Here is an 18275-nt window from a genome sequence, read left to right as displayed (position 1 = left end):
CGGGCCGCCGCGGCGCTCAAGGGCGAACACCCCGGGGGAGAAGTGCCGGAGGAGGACATGCTGCCGCCCCTCGGCGGGAACTACGGCGGCCCTCTCCGTACCCGCCTCGACGCCCTCCACGAGCTCGTCGGCCTCTCCCGCACCCGCGTCGAGAGCGAGGCACTCGCCGAAGCCGGACGCGTCCTCGACGAGGCCGCCGCCCGCCAGCGGCTCTCCTCCCGGCACACCGTGATCGCCCTCGCCGGCGCCACCGGCAGCGGCAAGTCCACGCTCTTCAACGCCCTCGCGGGCGTCCCCGTCTCCGAGACCGGCCTGCGCCGCCCCACCACCTCCGCGCCCATCGCGCTCAGCTGGTCCGAGGGCGCCGCCGGACTGCTCGACCGGCTCGCCGTGCCCAGCCGACTGCGCCGCCGCCCCCTCGCGGGCGGCGCGGCCGACGCCGAACTCCAGGGCCTCGTCCTCGTCGACCTGCCCGACCACGACTCGGCGGTCACCGCCCACCGCGACCAGGTCGACCGGGTCCTCGGCCTCGTCGACGCCGTCATCTGGGTCGTCGACCCCGAGAAGTACGCGGACGCCGCCCTCCACGAGCGCTACCTCCGCCCGCTCGCCGGGCACGCCGAGGTCACCTTCGTCGTCCTCAACCAGATCGACCGGCTCGGCACCGAGGCCGCCGACCTCGTCCTCGACGACCTGCGCCGCCTCCTCGACGAGGACGGGGTGGCGCTCGGCGAGCACGGCGAGCCCGGCGCCACCGTCCTCGCCGTCTCCGCGCTGAGCGGCGAGGGCGTACCCGAACTGCGCGAACTCATCGGCCGGTTGGTCCAGGAGCGGAGCGCGCCCGAGCGCCGGCTCGCCGCCGACATCGACGCCGCCGCCCACCGGCTGCGCCCCGCGTACGTCGCCGACGGCCGCGCCGGCCTCGACGAGCGCGCCCGGGAGGACTTCGCGGACCGGCTCGCGGTCGCCGTCGGCGCCCAGGCCGCGGGCGAGGCCGCCGAGCGGGTCTGGAGCCGGGGCGCGATCCGCGCCTGCGGCACGCCCTGGCTGCGGCTCTACCGCTGGTACGAGCGGATCCGGGCGCACGGCTCCTCCACCGATCCCCGCCTCGCCGCCCCCGCCGAGGACGAACTGACGGCGCGACAGCGCGTCGAACAGGCGGTGCGGATCGTCGCCGACGAGGCCTCGCGCGGGCTCCCGACCTCCTGGGCGCAGGCGGTACGGGAGGCGGCGGCGCGCGGAGCCGAGGGGCTGCCGGAGGCCCTGGACGAGCTGACGGTGACCATGGGCGACCCGGCGGCCCGGCCGCCCCGGCCCGCCTGGTGGCCGGCGGCCGTCCTGGCCCAGGTCGTGATGACGCTCCTGCAACTCTTCGGCGCGCTGTGGCTGGTGGGTCAGATCGTCGGCGTCGTGGAGCCCGGTCTCCTCCTGCCGGTCCTCGTGATGCTCGGCGGCATCGTCGGCGGGCCGCTCGTCGAATGGGCCTGCGAGGGAGCCGTGAAGGGCCCGGCCCGGCGGTACGGGCAGGAGGCCGAACGCCGTCTGCGGGAGGCGGCCGCGGCCTGCGGCCGGGCCCGGGTGCTCGACCCGGTGGCGGCGGAGCTGATGCGGTACCGGGAGGTGCGCGAGCAGTACGCGACGGTGGTGGGCACGCGCCCGTCGGCCCGGGTGGTCGGCGGGAGCCGGTCCGGTACGACGCGGCTGGGGGCGACGAGGACGGGGGTGCGGGGGAGGTAGCGACGAGGGCAGGGGTGCGGGGGAGTAGAGACGAGGGCAGCGGTGCGGGGGAGTAGAGACGAGGGCAGCGGTGCGGGGGAGGTGGCGACGCCCTCGCGTACCCGCGAGGTTCCTCCGTCCGGCTCTTCCGCTTGCCTCTCCCCCGCACCTCCTCCACCCGGCTCTTCCCCCTTCCGGGTGAGGGAGTTGTCCCCATTCGCGGGGCTGTCCACAGGCCCCGGCGGGGACGGTCCGGTCGCCCCCACCATGGTCCCGACCGAAGGAAGACGCAGAGGTTGGGGGCGGGACCATGAACGACACGACCGTGACGCTCGTCGGCAATGTGGCGACGGCGGTGGAGTACCGCGAGACGGCCGGGGGAGGGGTGGCGAGGTTCCGCTTCGCCGTGACGGCCCGCCGCTGGGACCGGGAGCACGGCACCTGGTCCGACGGGAGCACCAGCTTCTACACGGTGTCGGCCTGGCGGTCGCTCGGGGCCAATCTCGCGGCCTCGGTCTCCGTCGGCGAACCGCTGGTGGTGCACGGCAGGCTGAGGGTGCGGGAGGACGATCGGGACGGGCAGCGCAAGACCTTCGTGGACGTGGACGCGGTGGCCGTGGGCCATGATCTGACGCGCGGTACGGCGGCCTTCCGGCGCGCGGCGAGGGCGGAGGCGAGGCCGCGGCCGGAACCGGACGCGACCCTCGTCCAGGCACCGGAACAAGACCCGTGGACCGAGGCGACGGCGCGTCTGGTGACCGTTCCCTGACCTTGTGTCATGGCGATTTGTCGACCAACTCGCCGTGGGTGATAACGATTCCGATTCGGAATGGTTATCTGAACGTATGGCCGGGCACCGGGGGGTTCCGCATCCCTAGGATTCCCGGGTACTCATGTGGCACGTGAGCCCATCGAGTCTGTGAGTCTGCTGGCGGGCGCTCCCCCCACGCGAATCGACCAAGTTCGCGGAGCGGCTCGCCCCGGAGGGGAAATCAATGTTTTCAGTTCGTGGGCGTGGTGTAGCCCGTCTGGCCGCCGCGACCCTGGTCTCCGGCCTCGTCGCGGTCGGAACGATAGCGACCGCCGGTCCGGCGCTGGCCGATGACCCGGCCCCGGGGACGGGCGGTGTCACGGCGAAGCTCGGCGGCATGACGTCCGACGCCGGTGCCGTCGAGATCACCGAGAAGAACGGCGACAAGTGGCCGGTCCAGGGTGGTCTCTTCAAGATGGAGGTCGGGGGCGGGGGCACTCTCTTCACCTACTGCATCGACCTGCGCACCCCGGCGAAGCACGACTTCGACTACAAGGAAGTCGGCTGGGGCGAGTCCTCCCTGCACAACAACGAGAACGCGGGCAAGATCCTCTGGATCCTGGAGAACGCCTACCCGAAGTTCTCCGCCGAGGACCTCGGCGGCAAGGTCGGCGTCGACCTCTCCAAGAAGGAGGCCGCGGCCGGCACCCAGGCCGCGATCTGGACCCTCTCCGACGACGTCACCGCGACGCCGAAGGACGAGGACGCCAAGAAGCTGACGGACTACCTCCTCGAGAAGGCCGTGAAGCTCGAGGAGCCCAAGGCCTCCCTGACGCTCTCGCCCTCCTCCGTCGCGGGCAAGGCCGGTGAGCGCCTCGGTCCGATCACCGTCTCCACGAACTCCGAGATCGCCAAGGTCGCGGCCGCCGCGGGCGCCCCGGCGGGCGTCCAGGTCGTCGACAAGGACGGCAAGCCCGTCACCGAGGCGAAGAACGGCGACGAGGTCTTCTTCGACGTCCCCGCCGGCACCGCCGACGGTTCCGCCGAGCTGACCGCCGAGGCCACCACCAAGGTTCCGCTGGGCCGCGCCTTCGTCTCCATCGACGGCCCCTCGCAGACCCTGATCCTGGCCGGCTCCAGCGACTCCACCGTCACCGCCAAGGCCTCCGCGACCTGGGCGAAGACGGGCGCCGTCCCGGCCGTCACGGTCGCCAAGGACTGCGCCAAGGGCGGCCTGGAGATCATCGCCTCCAACAAGGGCGACGAGGCCTGGACCTTCGACCTGAAGGGCACCTCGTACACGATCGCCGCCGGTGAGACGAAGACCGTGACGGTCCCGCTCGCCGAGGACGAGGCGTACAAGTTCACGATCACCGGCCCGAACGGCTTCGAGGAGACCTTCGAGGGCGTCCTGGACTGCAAGACGGCCACCCCCGGCCCGCAGCCCTCGGAGACCCCCACCACGGAGCCTTCGGAGACCCCGTCGACCGAGCCCACCCCGTCGACCTCTCCGTCGACCTCCACCGGCACCACCGGTGACACCACGGGCGGCACGACCGGTGGCGGCGACCTCGCCGAGACCGGCAGCTCCAACGCCACCCCGATGATCGCCGGCATCGCCGCCGCGCTCGTCGTGGTCGGTGGCGGCGCGGTGTTCTTCCTCCGCAAGAAGAAGACCGCCGGTCACTGACGGCGACGCTCCGGTGCCGGCCCCGCGCCGGCACCGGAGCGATGCCTGACCCCACGGAGTGATCCACGGCACACACCGCTCACCCCGTGACCCCCGCACGGCCCCGGCCCGCAACCGCGCCCGGGGCCGTCGCACGTCCGGGGCCCTTTCCCAGGCCGCTCCCGAGCCGTCCGGGGGCCCTCTCTCGACGGCCTCCGAGCCCTCCGGGGCCTCCGAGGCCTCTCCCCGATGTCCGCGTAGACATCACTTTCGGGCCGCCTGTGGGCCGTGCGAGGGGGCTCAGGGTGACCGGTGGCGACCAACGGTGACGGGCCGTCTACAGAGGGACCCGGGAACCCGCAGGTCAGGGGGTCCCTCGTCTACTGGTTCGCCCCCGGGGGTGGCGGTCAGGCAAGATGGGGTGTATCTGCCCACTCACTCCTTGCCGGACGGTTTCTCTTGGCTGAGTACATCTACACGATGCGCAAGACGCGCAAGGCGCACGGCGACAAGGTCATCCTCGATGACGTGACGCTGAGCTTCCTGCCGGGTGCGAAGATCGGTGTGGTCGGCCCGAACGGTGCCGGTAAGTCCACCGTTCTGAAGATCATGGCGGGCCTGGAGCAGCCGTCCAACGGTGACGCGTTCCTGTCTCCGGGCTTCAGCGTCGGCATCCTCATGCAGGAGCCGAAGCTGGACGAGGCCAAGACGGTTCTGGAGAACGTCCAGGACGGCGCCGCCGAGATCATGGGGAAGCTCAAGCGCTTCAACGAGGTCGCCGAGCTCATGGCGACCGACTACTCGGACGCGCTGATGGACGAGATGGGCAAGCTCCAGGAGGACCTGGACCACGCCAACGCCTGGGACCTCGACGCGCAGCTGGAGCAGGCCATGGACGCGCTGGGCTGCCCGCCCGGCGACTGGCCGGTCACCAACCTCTCCGGTGGCGAGAAGCGCCGCGTGGCGCTCTGCAAGCTGCTGATCGAGGCCCCGGACCTGCTCCTCCTCGACGAGCCCACCAACCACCTCGACGCCGAGTCGGTGAACTGGCTGGAGCAGCACCTCTCGAAGTACGCGGGCGCCGTCGTCGCCGTCACGCACGACCGGTACTTCCTGAACAACGTCGCCGAGTGGATCCTCGAGCTCGACCGCGGCCGCGCGATCCCCTACGAGGGCAACTACTCCACGTACCTGGAGAAGAAGGCCACCCGTCTCAAGGTGGAGGGCCGCAAGGACGAGAAGCGCGCCAAGCGCCTCAAGGAAGAACTGGAGTGGGTCCGCTCCAACGCCAAGGGCCGGCAGACCAAGTCCAAGGCGCGCCTCGCCCGCTACGAGGAGATGGCGGCCGAGGCCGACAAGATGCGGAAGCTGGACTTCGAGGAGATCCAGATCCCGCCGGGCCCGCGTCTGGGCTCCATCGTCGTCGAGGTCAACAACCTCTCCAAGGCGTTCGGCGACAAGGTCCTCGTCGACGACCTGTCCTTCACCCTGCCCCGTAACGGCATCGTCGGCATCATCGGCCCGAACGGCGCCGGCAAGACCACGCTGTTCAAGATGATCCAGGGTCTTGAGGCCCCGGACTCGGGCACGGTCAAGATCGGCGAGACCGTCAAGATCAGCTACGTCGACCAGACCCGTTCCAACATCGACCCCAAGAAGACCCTCTGGGCCGTCGTGTCGGACGAGCTGGACTACATCAACGTCGGCCACGTCGAGATGCCGTCGCGCGCCTACGTCAGCGCCTTCGGCTTCAAGGGCCCGGACCAGCAGAAGCCCGCCGGTGTCCTCTCCGGTGGTGAGCGCAACCGCCTGAACCTGGCGCTCACGCTCAAGGAGGGCGGCAACCTGCTGCTCCTCGACGAGCCCACCAACGACCTCGACGTCGAGACCCTGTCCTCGCTCGAGAACGCGCTCCTCGAGTTCCCCGGTGCGGCCGTGGTCATCTCCCACGACCGCTGGTTCCTGGACCGAGTGGCCACGCACATCCTCGCGTACGAGGGTGAGTCGAAGTGGTACTGGTTCGAGGGCAACTTCGAGTCGTACGAGAAGAACAAGATCGAGCGTCTGGGCCCGGACGCCGCCCGTCCGCACCGCGCCACCTACAAGAAGCTGACCCGAGGCTGAGGTCAGTGACCAGGCACATCTACAGCTGTCCCCTTCGCTGGTCGGACATGGACGCCTTCGGGCACGTCAACAACGTCGTCTTCCTGCGGTACCTGGAAGAGGCGCGGATCGACTTCATGTTCCGGCTGGCGCCGGGGGACGGTTCCCCCTCGTTCTCGGGCGGGTCCGTCGTGGCCCGGCACGAGATCGACTACAGGCGGCCGCTGGTCCACCGGCACGAGCCGGTGACCATCGAGTCCTGGGTGACGAAGATAGGCGCGGCGTCCCTGACGATCGCCTACGAGATCAAGGACCCGGACGTCGTGTACGTACGGGCGTCCACGGTCGTCGTCCCCTTCGACATGGAGGCTCAGCGACCGCGCCGGATCACCTCCGAGGAGCGCGAGTTCCTCCAGGAGTACGTCGACGACGGGATGACGTCCGCCGCATGACCGTGCTCGCCCCGCTGCACTTCGACGACGCCCGGGAGGCGGCGGCCCTCGCCGCCTTCCTGGGCCGGCTGGTCCACTACGACCGGGCCGCGGCCGTCCGCCTCCAGGCGGGCGGCGGGGCGCTGGCCGTCTTCGGGCGGCCGCCGTCCTTCGAGGTGCTCGCGATCCGTACGGCCCGGCTCGTCGACGCCGTGGACCTGGACGTCACCGTCTCCGCCGGCGAACTCCTCGAAGGCATCGAGGAGTCGGCCGGCAAGGCGGTCGTCCCGGACTCCGTCACCGGCCCGCCCTGGACGGGTGTGCTGCCGCCCCGCACCGGCTGGGCTCCGGTCGCCGGGCTGCCGTCCGCCGCCGAGATGCGGGGCGCCGTCGCCGCGGCCGTCGCCGAGTTCCGGGCGCGGGACGAGGAGCTGCCCGAGGAGCGGCGGACCAGGGCCGAGCGCGACCGCATCGGCCGCGACATCTGGTCCCGGGCCCTCGGCGCCACCGGGCTCCCGCTGCGTGCCGTGCACGCCGCGCAGTCGCTGGGCTTCCTGCCGCCCGTGCCGGACTCCGTGCCCGAGCAGACGCCGGTCGCGCTCTTCGCCTCCGGGCCGTGGCTCCGGCTGCGTACCCCGTACGGCTCGATCGCCCTCCGTACCGTGCCGATCTCCCTCTCCGTCACCCCGGGATGACCCCGGTCCAGGACGGGCAGGACGGCCAGGGCCGGCAGGACGGCCAGGGCATCCTCGATCTTCAGGTCGACGGGGTCCTCGGCGGGGACGAGCTCAACGCCCTCTTCCGCGCCGCCTGGCCCGGGCACCGGGACACCGACTTCGGCCCCGTCCTCGCCCGCAGCCTGCTCCGGGTCACCGCCCGCCGCGCCGGGCGGCTCGTCGGGTACGTGAACGTCGTCGGGGACGGCGGCGTGCACGCCTTCCTCCTCGACACCACCGTCCACCCGGACGAGCGCCGGGCCGGCCTCGGCACCGCCCTCGTACGGGCCGCCGCCGACGCCGCCCGCGAGCGCGGCGCGCACTGGCTGCACGTGGACTACGAGCCCCACCTCACCGCCTTCCACGAGCGGTGCGGCTTCCGGCCCACGGCCGCCGGACTCATGGCCCTGAACGGCGACCCGGCGGACGACACCCCCTGAGGAGGCGCCTGGGCGGCGTCAGCGCTCCGCGTCGTCCGGCCACACCCCGATGTGGTCCTGCTCCAGCTCAAGCGCCACCCGGTGCTCCATCCCGAGCGCCTGCGTGTACTCCGAGGGGAGCTGGAGCCGGCCCGCGCGGTCGAGCATCGCGTACTCCCGCGCCACCAGCGACTCCTGACCCTGCTCGTCGACCTCGGTGCGGCGCAGGACCTCCGAGGAGGTGCGGCCGTCGCGGATCGCGACCGTGCGGCGCACCTCGGAGGCGACCGCCTGGTCGTGGGTGACGATCACGATCGTCGTGCCCAGCTCCTCGTTGGCGCGGCGGAAGGCCGCGAAGACCTGCTCGCCGGTGGCCGAGTCCAGCTCGCCGGTCGGCTCGTCGGCGAGGAGCACGGCCGGGTTGTTGGCGAGGGCGACCGCGATCGCCACCCGCTGCTGCTGGCCGCCGGAGAGCTGGTGCGGGCGCCGGTCGCGGGCGTCCGCGATGCCCAGCATCGAGAGGAGCTCCTCCGCCCGCTCGGCCTTCCGCTTCGTCCGGCCCCGCAACTGCATGGGCAGCGCCACGTTCTGGGCGGCCGTCAGGTACGGGAGGAGGTTGCGGGCGGTCTGCTGCCAGACGAAGCCGACCACCTCGCGGCGGTAGCGGAGCCGCGCCTTGCCGTCCATCGCGAGCAGGTCGCACCCGGCGACGCTCGCCGAGCCGGCCGTCGGCACGTCGAGGCCCGCCAGGATGTTCATCAGCGTCGACTTGCCGGAGCCCGAAGCGCCGACGAGGGCCATCAACTCGCCCTCCTTCACCAGGAGATCGAGGCCCTGGAGCGCCTGCACCTCCACCCCGTCCGTGGTGAAGATCCGGACGAGCCGGTCGCAGGCGATGAGCGCGTCGTGCCCGTACGAGGGACGGTCGCGCCGCGCCGTCGCCCGCTGCTCCAGCTCCTCCAGGGTGGTGCCCGAAGGGGCGGTGGGGAGGGTCGTACCGGTCTTCGTCATCGTGCGTCTCCTGCCCTCAGTTCCTTGATCGAGCCCCTGCGCCCCGCCCACCAGGCCTGCCCCGCCGCCGCCAGCCCCGTCAGGACGACGACGCCGAGCGCGGGCAGGACCAGGGACCAGGGGTCCGCCCGCAGCGGGGCGCTGTCCAGCGGGGCGAAGCCCGGTGCCGTCGCGAGCGCGAGCCGGAAGAGGTCGATGCCCGGGGCGAGCAGCGGCACCGTCGCCCAGCCGACCAGCATGCCGCCGAGCGCGGCGAGGACCGCCTGCGGCAGCGCTTCGAGGCCGAGGAGCCGGCGGCCCTGCTTCCGGGTCAGGCCCATCGTCCGCAGGCGCGCGAGGAGCGTGGTCCGCTCCGGTGCGCTCTGCATCAGGGAGAGCAGCACCGCCAGGACCGCGTAGCCGGCGCCCGCGCCGATGGCCGCCGCGTAGATCCGCTCGGCGCCCGTCTGGAGCGGCGAGTCGACGTAGGTGGAGCGCAGCTCGGTGCGGAGCGTCACGACGAAGTCGTCGGACTTCGCCGTCACGGCGGCGCGCAGGGCCGCCCCGTCCAGCGCCCCGTCCGCCGAGCTCCCCGTGACGAGCAGCGCGGTGGGCTGCGCGTGGGTCAGGTCGGCGGCGTTGACGACGAGGAAGTCCTCGCCGGTCAGGGCCGGCGTGGTCGTCCGGACCGCGACGACCTTCACCCGGAACACCCCGGCCGCCGCCACGATCTCCAGCGGCTCGCTGCCGAGCCGCTCGGCGACGGAGGGCGAGGCGATCGCGGGCAGCACCCGCTCGGTGTCCGCGACGGCGTCCTTGCCGCCCCTCCCGGTCGACGCGAGCAGCTTGGCCGGGAACGGGCCGAAGCCGGTCCGGTCCGCGAGGCGGGTGTACGAGCCGGGCTCGACGCCGACGAGCGGCGCGCTCATCGGCTGGGCGGCGGTGCCCTGGAAGGACGGCATCGCCACTCCGTACTCGACCTGGACCGGGGCCAGGTCCCGTACCCCCGCCGTGTCGCGTACCGCCTCGGTGAGCCCGGGCGGCAGCGGTGTCCACTCGACCGAGCCGTCGACGCGGGCGTCCGCGCCGGTCGCGAGGAGCGCGGCCCGGTCGCGGGCGTCGGCGACCCCGGCGAGGACCGAGCCGCCGAAGGCGGCCGTGGTCAGCGCGAGGACCAGCGCGAGGAGCGGCAGGGCGCCCGTCGAGGACGAGCGTCCGGCCCGGGCCAGGGCCAGCGGGCCGACCGCCCCGCGCAGCCGGCGGGCGGGCCGGGCCAGCCACCGCAGCGGCAGCGGATAGATCCGTACGAGGACGAGCGCGGCGATCACGCCGACGAGCACCGGGGCGGCGCTCACCAGGTGGTCCCCGGAGTCGCCGGTGCCGCGCAGCCGCAGCGAGGCGACGGCGCCGACGGCGAGGACGAGCAGGGTGAGTTCGGCGACCGTGCGGCGCCGGGAGGGCCGGGCGGTGAGCAGGTCGTCGCGGCCGCCGTGCAGACGCGGGCGGCGGTGCAGGACGACGGCCCGCAGCGGCAGCACGAGCATCGCGAGGAGCGCGACGAAGGCGGCGGCGAGGAGGGAGGGGCCGAGGGGGATCCCGGTGGCGGCCTCGGCCGCGGCTCCCGCGTCGGCGGCGGGACCGCCCGTCACCTCCGGGGGCCGTACGGTCCACACCGCCAGGGCCAGGCCGAGCGCGGCGGCCGGTACGGCCACCGCCGCGGTCTCGCCGAGCAGGCGCAGCCCGATGCCGGTCAGCGAGGCGCCGCGCGAGCGCAGCAGCGCCAGTTCGCTGTCCCGGCGGGCGGCGAAGAGGCCGCCGGTCATCGCGAGGACGACGGCCGCGACCGCGCCGATCCCGAAGACGGCGACGGCCACGACGGGGTTGATCGCCTCGCGCATCGAGCGGAAGGAGTCGACGATCTCGTCGAGCTTGGTGGTGAGCGCGCCGGTGTTCCCCATGACCTGGCGCATCGAGACCAGGTCGGGCCCGGCGCTCGCCGAGCCGAGCGCGGCGTCGAGCCGGTCGACGTCCCTCGCGGTGAGGTGACCCGCCGTGGGCATGTACCGCCAGTAGGCCTCCGGCTCACCGGTGGTGGAGAGCGCCACGGGCGCCGAGGCGGGGGAGAGGAGCAATGCCCCCTGCCAGTAGTACTTCACCTCGTCGCCGACGATCGGGGTGAACGCCGGGGTGTGCAGCAGCGGCTCCACCGCCCAGTACGCGGACTCGGTGCCGCGCGGCTCCACGATGCCGGTGACCGTCACGGCGACGGGCTCCGCGTTCACCACGCCGGGCACGTGCACGACCGAACCGGGCTTGAGGCCGAGCGCCTTCGCGGTCGCCGCGGTGACCACGGCCTCCGGGGCGCGCGCCGATCCGGCGGGCATTCTGCCCTTCCGTACCGTCGCGTGGGCGGCCAGGTCGGACGGGGAGGAGAGCACGAGCTCGGGGTTCAGGCCGTCGGGCCGGGGAAGCCACCTGTCGAGCCCGTCGACCCGCTTGACCGTACGGACGCCGTGGACGGTCTGCTTCGGGTCGGTCCGCAGCGGCTCGGGGAAAAGGGAGCGCAGCGTGTCCCGTTTGCTCAGGAGGACGGCGGGTGCCAGGGCCGCCTCGCGCTTGGCGAGCGAGCCTCCCAGGCCGCCCGGCTGGGTCAGTTCGAGGACGCTGTTGCGGGGTGCGGCGGCCTCGATCCCGTGCCGCAGCCCCTCCGTCTCGTACGCGTCGACGGCGCGCGGGAGCGCGGCGGCGAGGTAGACGGTGACCAGGACGAGAAGAGCCAGGGAGCCGGCGGCCCAGGGCGCGGTCCGCAGCCGGGTCCGCACCCAGGGCGCCACGGCGCGGGCGGGCTTGGCGGACCGAGCGGGCTTCTCGGACCGGTCGGGGCTGTCGGACCGGGGCATGGCGCTGGTCTCCCTGTTCTCGTTCTCCCTGTGTGCGGCGGTCATCAGTTGTCCCCCTGGTGGCGCAGGGTCACGGCCGGGTCGGTGCGGCGCACCGCGATCGCCGCGACGATCGCCAGCGGCAGCGCGGCGACACCGGTGATGAGCAGCGCCACCTGGCCGAGGGGCAGTTCCACCAGGACCGGGGGCACGGGCCGGGTGGCCTGGCCGGTGAGGACGACGAGGGGGACGACGGCCCGGGCCAGGACCGCACCGAGCCCGATGCCGACGAGCAGGCCGACGGCGATGAGCACGCCCTGCTCGGCGGCGATCAGCCGGGCGAGGCGGCGCTGCGGGGTGCCGAGCGCCCGCAACACCCCGAACTCGGCGGACCGTTCCCGCATCGAGCCGGCCGAGCCGACGGCGAAGCCGACCGCGGCGAGCGCGGCGGCGGCCGCCGCCACCGCCATCAGGGCGGCGTTGGGTCCGGCGCCGAGCGGGTCGCCGAGCAGGTCGGCGGCGGTCTCGTCGCGTACGAGGATCTGTTCGGGGTCCGCGCTCGGGCGGGCCCGCAGGGCCGCGGCGACCTCGTCGGACCGGCCGGGCGCGACGGTCAGCCACCACTCGCTCGCGGTCACGCTCGCGGTCTCGTCGGTCGCCAGATAGCGGTTGACCGAGGCCAGGTCGACGAGGATCGAGCCGCCGTCCTCAGGGGTGGCGACGGGCGTGGTGGCGGAGGCCCCCTGGGCGCCCGGGCCGGTGGTCGGCAGCTCCTTGACCACCCGCGCGACGGTGATGCCGACCGGCTTGCCGCCGAGGGTGATCTCGAGCTGGTCCCCGGGCTTGGCGCCGGTCGCCGCCAGATAGGTCTCGGTGACCACGGCCGGCAGCCGGGTGGGCGCCTTCGGCCCGGGGGCGGTCAGCCGGACGGTGTACTCCTCGGTCACGAAGAACCTGGCCCCCAGGGCCTTGCCGCTGATCGTGTACGCGACGGAGTACGGCGCGGGGCGGCCGCCGGGTCCCGCGGAGCCGGCACGGCCGGTCGCGGGGACGGTGAGCCGAGGTTCGCCGTCCAGGGTCTGCTCGGCGGCGTAGGCCCAGGCGGCGAGGATCCGTCCCGGCGCGTGCGTCCGCTCGGCGCCGTCCGGCCCGACGGTGGTGAAGCGCTCGACGTGCAGGGTCAGCGGGTGCTTCTCGCCGTCGTCGACCTCGCCGATCAGCTCCAGGCCGGTGAGGGTGAGCAGCCCGCCGGAGCCCTTGCTGCCCGCGGTGCCCGCGTCACCCGTGGCGCCGGGCCCGCCGGTCAGGGCGCCGAGGTCGAGGGTCAGCCGGTGCGTGCGGCCGTCGGAGGGCAGCGGGCCCAGGACCTGCCGGTACGGGATGCCGTTCGGGTCCTCCAGGACGACCGTGACCCGGGCCTCGGAGGTGCGGGCCGCCGCGACGGTGCGCAGGTCGATGCCGAGCGTCCGGGAGCCGGCGGGCAGGGGGAGCCCGGGGCGGGTCGCGGCCTCGGGGGCGAGCGGGGCGAGGACGGAGGCGGCGGAGGAGGTGCCGGCGAGGTCGGGGCGGAGCAGCAGCCCGCCCGCGGCCGCGCGGGTGTCGACGGCCAGGACGGTCGCGTTCTTCCCGGCGACGTCCGTCGAGGCGCGGTGCACCGGGGCCACGGCCGTGACACCGGGTACGGCGGCCAGCTGCTCGGTCTGCGTCGGCTCGCCGGGACCGGCGGCGAGGACGCGGACATCCGCACCGGCTCGGAAGTCGGCCTGGTCCCGCTGCGAACGATCCCAGGAGTTGCTCTGCGCGATGGCCAGCATGCCCATCGCCACGGCGAGGACGAGGAGGAGGACGGGGCCCGCGCCGCGCAGCGGCCGCCGGCTGAACTGCCAGCCGGCGAGGGCGGCGGAGAGACCGCGCCCGCTCGCCGCGCGCCGCTCGGCGAGCTTGGCGGCGGGCGGCAGGAGACGCAGGGTCAGGACGGTTCCGGCGAGCAGGGCGAGGGCGGGCGCGGCGACGAGCACCGGGTCCACGGAGCCCCCGCCGTCCTCGCCCGACCCGAGGGTCGCGCCGGTGGCGGCGGGCCGCTGCAACTGCCAGTAGGCGACGGCGGCGATGGCGAGCAGTCCGATGTCCGCCCCCGCCCGTACGGGAGCGGGCAGGGTGCCCGAGCGGGTCTTGCGCAGGGAGACGGCGGCTCCGTCCCCTGCGGCGAGCGCGGGAGCGACGACGGCCGCCGCGCAGCACAGCGCCACCGCGGCGGCGGCCAGCCAGACCTGGAGGGACGGCGTCGTGTCGAGCCGCACCCCGAGCGAGGAGAGCGCGGACCGCTCGGTGAAGAGCCGGGTCAGCGGACCGGTCAGGAGCGGGGCGGCGATCGCCGCGGGCAGCGCGAGCAGCAGCGCCTCGACGGCGGCGAGCCCGGTGATCCGGCGCCGCGAACCGCCGCGGGCCCGCAGCAGCGCCGTCTCCCCGGAGCGTTCGGTGCTGAGCAGCCGGGCCACGAGCAGCAGCGCGTACGCGGCGAGCAGCACCAGCTGCACGGCCACGATCAGGAGGGTCGAGCGGGAGACGACGAGTGCCCGCTGGGTCTGCTCCAGGACGGTCGGGAGCGCGGTGGCCGCGGCGATCGTCGTCCCGAACGGCTCGGTGGCGGCGGCCAGTTCCTTCGGCACCTCGGTCGCCGAGACGCGCAGGGCGTCCATCCCGTCGGTCGTGAGGCCGCTGAAGTCGGCGGTGCCGAGCCAGCGCGTGTCCCCGGCGCTGAGCGCTCCGGAGGCGGGGACGGCCGGGTCGACGAGGAGCGGTCCGTACGTCGTGAACGCGACCGTCCGCACGCCGCGGCCGCCGGCCGGGTCGAGCTGCCAGTACAGGTCGGCGGTGTCGACGGGCCGGTAGACGCCGGTGATCCGGGTCTTCACCACCTTGCCCTCCGTGAGCCGGTCGTCGAGGGCGAGTACGGCCCCGGGCGCGACCCGGAGGCGCCGGGCGGCCTCCTCGGGGATCGCCGACTCGACGACGCCGCCGGTGCGGGCGGCCGAGGGCCAGGCGCCCCGGACGAGCGACAGCCGCGAGCGGTCGAGGGCGGCGAAGCGGGCGAGGTCCGGATCGCCCTTGCGGGCGGCGGGCGGCTGAAGGGCGCGGGGCAGTGCGTACGGCCCGGAGCGTTCGAGGCGCCGTACGGTCACCGGCAGCCCGTCGAAGGTCTTCCGAGCCCCCTCCCGCACGGCCTCCTCGGCACTCGCCCGCTTCGCGGCGTCCACCTGCCCGGTCACGAGCAGCGACGCGGCGGGCGCGGACCGTCCCTGGAGCCCGGCCTGGAGCGCCGCGTCCCCGATGGTGGAGGAGAAGGCGGCGAGCGTGGCCAGCACGGTGGTGGTCAGCAGCACGGCGAGCAGCGCCGCGGCCAACAGCAGCCGGTGAGCCCTGACACGCAGGAATATGAACCCCGTCACCCATCCCCCTGGAACCCTGAAACACCCCGTGCGCGCGCCGAACGCCGCCGAAAGTTCGCCGAAAGTCCTCCGAGTCCCCCCGGACTTCCTTCGGATGCTTTCAGAGTGCACGTGCCGCTGGTAACCGCTTACGGACCGACCTTGATGGGATCGTGACCGTTATTCGGCGTTCCGTCTCCGGAATGTGTCCGTCCAGGGGTGGCGGTGTTGCGGTGAGTGATGTGGGGCGGACGGGGCGGGGTGAGGGAGCGTCAGCCGGCCGTGTTCACCATGGAGGCCGCCGCATAGGTGAGGTAGCGCCACAGCTCCGCCTCGTGCTCGGGGGCGAGGGCGAGGTCGTCCAGGGCGGCGCGCATGTGACGGAGCCAGGCGTCGTGCGCCTCCTGGTCCACGGTGAACGGGGCGTGCCGCATCCGCAGGCGGGGATGGCCGCGGTGGTCGCTGTAGGTGCGGGGGCCGCCCCAGTACTGCATGAGGAAGAGGACGAGCCGCTCCTCCGCCGGACCGAGGTCCTCCTCGGGGTACATCGGGCGCAGCACCGGGTCCTCCGCGACGCCCTCGTAGAAGCGGCGGACCAGGCGGCGGAAGGTCTCCTCGCCGCCGACCTGCTCGTAGAAGGTCTGCTCCTGCGTCGTTTCCCCGGGAATCTCGTTCACCGTTCCATCGTCTCAGATGACCCGGCCGAGGACCGGAGGCTTAGGACCGCTCGTACGGACACCTGTACGGGCGCGCTTGCGGGCATCCGCGCGGAGCGCTCGCGGGCATCCGTACAGGTGCGCGTGCGGGCACCCGTACGGGCGCTGGCCCGGGCGCGCGGGCGGCGGGAGAGTGGAGACATGGGTGAGCCGCGGGACGAGTTCGCCGAGGCCGGCGCGCGGGCGCGGCAGGCGCTCGTGCGGGAGATCGAGGCGTACGGCGAGCTGTCCGACCCCGCCTGGCGGGCCGCCTTCGCCGAGGTCCCGCGCCATCTCTTCGTCCCGTGGTTCTACGTCTCAGGGACCGGTGGCTACCAGCGGCTCTGGTCCGGCGACCCCGACCCCGTCCGGCGGGAGCGCTGGCTGCGCGGGGCGTACGCGGACACGGCGGTCGCCACCCGGGTACGGGACGGGGAACTGGTCTCCTCCGCCAGCCAGCCCTCCCTCATGGCGCTCATGCTCCGGGCCCTGGACGTACGGGACGGGGACGACGTCCTGGAGATCGGCGCGGGCACCGGGTACCACGCGGCCCTGCTCTGCCACCGGCTCGGCGAGGAGCACGTCACCACCGTCGACCTGGAGGAGGAGATCGCCGAGTCCGCCCGGACCCATCTCGGCGCCGCCGGGTACCGGCCCGCGGTGCTCGCCGCCGACGGCGCACGGGGCTGCCCCCAGCGCGCCCCCTACGACCGGATCGTGGCGACCTGCGCGGTGCCCGCGGTCCCGTACCCCTGGCTCGCCCAGTGCCGTCCCGGCGCGCTGGTCCTCGCACCGCTCTCCACCGGGCTGATCCTGCTGAGAGTGCACGACGGCACGCACGCGGAGGGACGGTTCCTGGCGACCTCGGCGTACTTCGTGGCCCTGCGGGGCTCCGCCGCCCACGTCGCGGAGAGTCGCAGACCGCGCCACGGTCCGGCGGGGGACGAACGCTTCGGCTTCCTGTGCGGTCTCGTCGCCACGACCCTGAACAGGCGCGAAGCGCTCTCGCTCTGGCTGCGCGAGGGGCGGCCGGAGCGGGAGCGCTTCGGGGTGACGGTCAGCGGCGACCGGCAGTGGGCCTGGCTGGACGAGCCCGGAGGACCGTACGCCTGGCCCCTGCCGGTGGCCTGAGGCCGGTGGCGTGAGCCTGCGGCCGGTGGTCAGCCGCGGCGGATCGTGATCGTCGTCCAGGCGCCGACGTGCACCCGGTCGCCCTCCTGGAGCTGCACGGGGACGTAGGGCTGGATCGGCTCCTCGCCGCCGTTGATCGTGGTGCCGTTGGTGGAGTTCTGGTCCACCACCGCCCACGAGCCGTCCGGCTGCTGCACCAGCACGGCGTGCTGGTGCGAGACGCCCGGGTCCTCCGGCGGCACCGACAGGTCGATGTCGGGGGACTCGCCGGTGGAGTGCCGGCGGCGGCCGATGGAGATCTGGTTGCCCTGGAGCGGCAGGTGCTTGTCCGGCGAGTACGCGGGCAGGTTGAGGCCCGAGGCCTCCGGTCCGCTGCGGTGCATCATCGCCATGAAGTACTCGCGGTCCGGGCCGATGACCGCGGTCCACCCCATCGGCGGCTGCGGCGGCTGGTACTGCTGCTGCGGCGGAGGCTGATGGTGCTGCTGTTGCTGGGGAGGCGGCGGGGCCTGGTGCTGTTGCTGAGGCGGAGGGGCCTGGTGGTGCAGCGGGGGCGGCGGCGGGGCCTGGTGCGGCGGAGGCTGCGGGGGCTGCGGCTGGGCCGGCGGTGACAGGACCCAGTCGTCGTCCGCGCGCGGCTGCGGCGGCGCGGGCGGGGCCGGCGCCTGGGCCTGCGGCGGAGCCTGGAAGTACGCGGGCGGCGCCTGCTGCTGCTGTACGGGCGGCTGCATCGGCTGCTGCTGGGGCGGCTGCTGCATCGGCGGGCGCTGCGGCGGGGCCTGGTGGTGCGTGGGCTCGGCACCCAGCGGCTCGGCCGGACGGTTCACCTGGGAGGGCCGCGAGCCCTGGTACCCGAACGGGTCCTGCGGCTGCTGCGGCTGCGGGGGCTGCTGCTGAGGAGGCGGAGGCGGCGGCGGCGACTGGAAGCCCGGCGGCAGGTTCAGACCGGGCGGCGGCCCGGACTGCTGCGGGGGAGCCAGCGGCGTGTACGAGGTCGCCGTGTTCGTGAGGAAGTTCCAGCGGCACTCCTCGCAGAACGGCGCCATGTGCTCACGCGGCGTACGGCACTGCGGGCAGAGCTCGGCCTGGGCCGTCGCGTTCGGGTCGCCCCCGGGGCCGAAGCCCCCCGGAGCACCGTGGGCACCGGGGCCGCCGTGAGCGCCGGGCGGCGGACCCGCCGGGGGCTGGCCGGGGCCGCCGGGGCCCGGGTATCCGTACGCGGGCGGCGGCGGGGGAGGCGGCGGTACGGCACCCGCAGGCGCGCCCGCCCCGGCCATGCGATGGCCGCAGACCTCGCACCAGTCGTCGGAGACCGACTGGTGTCCGTTCGGGCAGGTCGGCATGTCG

The 18275-nt window shown here is 74.1% G+C and carries 13 protein-coding genes; 8 read left to right on the top strand and 5 right to left on the bottom strand.

Features of this window, described 5'->3' with window-relative positions:
- The first annotated feature begins 57 nt into the window (after window positions 1-57).
- From OG361_RS14135 to OG361_RS14105, 7 genes are all read left to right on the top strand, one after another.
- Window positions 58-1737, top strand: coding sequence for a GTPase (locus OG361_RS14135; protein ID WP_405862244.1), 1680 nt, complete (start codon window positions 58-60; stop codon window positions 1735-1737).
- A 289-nt stretch (window positions 1738-2026) separates the two neighbouring features.
- Complete coding sequence (locus tag OG361_RS14130; protein ID WP_405853633.1) at window positions 2027-2485, top strand: single-stranded DNA-binding protein; 459 nt, start codon at window positions 2027-2029, stop codon at window positions 2483-2485.
- 226 nt (window positions 2486-2711) lie between these two features.
- The gene (locus tag OG361_RS14125; RefSeq protein WP_405853632.1) at window positions 2712-4157 is read left to right on the top strand and encodes an LAETG motif-containing sortase-dependent surface protein; all 1446 of its coding nucleotides are present in this window, start codon (window positions 2712-2714) and stop codon (window positions 4155-4157) included.
- A 438-nt stretch (window positions 4158-4595) separates the two neighbouring features.
- Window positions 4596-6260, top strand: a complete 1665-nt coding sequence (gene ettA, locus OG361_RS14120) for an energy-dependent translational throttle protein EttA (RefSeq protein WP_405853631.1) — start codon at window positions 4596-4598, stop codon at window positions 6258-6260.
- Between the two features lie 5 nt (window positions 6261-6265).
- Entirely contained in the window at window positions 6266-6691 is a 426-nt protein-coding gene (locus tag OG361_RS14115; RefSeq protein WP_384558414.1) for an acyl-CoA thioesterase, read from the top strand.
- A complete protein-coding gene (locus tag OG361_RS14110) occupies window positions 6688-7365 on the top strand; it encodes a hypothetical protein (protein ID WP_384558416.1) in 678 nt (225 codons plus the stop codon). Before OG361_RS14115 ends, OG361_RS14110 begins: the two co-directional genes overlap by 4 nt.
- On the top strand, window positions 7362-7826 hold the full coding sequence (locus OG361_RS14105) for a GNAT family N-acetyltransferase (RefSeq protein WP_405853630.1): 465 nt from the start codon (window positions 7362-7364) through the stop codon (window positions 7824-7826). Before OG361_RS14110 ends, OG361_RS14105 begins: the two co-directional genes overlap by 4 nt.
- 18 nt (window positions 7827-7844) lie before the next feature.
- Here OG361_RS14105 and OG361_RS14100 read toward each other — a convergent pair whose 3' ends face one another.
- The 4 genes from OG361_RS14100 to OG361_RS14085 form a co-directional block, all read right to left on the bottom strand.
- A complete protein-coding gene (locus tag OG361_RS14100; RefSeq protein ID WP_405853629.1) occupies window positions 7845-8816 on the bottom strand; it encodes an ABC transporter ATP-binding protein in 972 nt (323 codons plus the stop codon).
- Complete coding sequence (locus OG361_RS14095; RefSeq protein WP_405862242.1) at window positions 8813-11695, bottom strand: FtsX-like permease family protein; 2883 nt, start codon at window positions 11693-11695, stop codon at window positions 8813-8815. Before OG361_RS14095 ends, OG361_RS14100 begins: the two co-directional genes overlap by 4 nt.
- A gap of 44 nt (window positions 11696-11739) precedes the next feature.
- Window positions 11740-15123, bottom strand: a complete 3384-nt coding sequence (locus tag OG361_RS14090) for an ABC transporter permease (RefSeq protein WP_405853628.1) — start codon at window positions 15121-15123, stop codon at window positions 11740-11742.
- Between the two features lie 251 nt (window positions 15124-15374).
- Window positions 15375-15779: a globin gene (locus OG361_RS14085; protein WP_384558428.1), complete on the bottom strand. Its 405-nt coding sequence runs from the start codon at window positions 15777-15779 to the stop codon at window positions 15375-15377.
- A gap of 180 nt (window positions 15780-15959) precedes the next feature.
- On the opposite strand from OG361_RS14085, the gene OG361_RS14080 reads away from it, so the two are divergent.
- The gene (locus OG361_RS14080) at window positions 15960-16928 is read left to right on the top strand and encodes a methyltransferase domain-containing protein (RefSeq protein WP_405853627.1); all 969 of its coding nucleotides are present in this window, start codon (window positions 15960-15962) and stop codon (window positions 16926-16928) included.
- Window positions 16929-16957: 29 nt separating this feature from the next.
- Here the strand turns inward: OG361_RS14080 and OG361_RS14075 are convergent, their stop codons facing one another.
- Window positions 16958-18271: an FHA domain-containing protein gene (locus OG361_RS14075; protein ID WP_405853626.1), complete on the bottom strand. Its 1314-nt coding sequence runs from the start codon at window positions 18269-18271 to the stop codon at window positions 16958-16960.
- Window positions 18272-18275: the final 4 nt, after the last annotated feature.

It is taken from the genome of Streptomyces sp. NBC_00090 (genome assembly GCF_045160815.1).
GTDB lineage: Bacteria > Actinomycetota > Actinomycetes > Streptomycetales > Streptomycetaceae > Streptomyces.
Note: the sequence above shows the minus strand (reverse complement) of the source record. Positions and strands in the feature narration are given on the sequence as shown.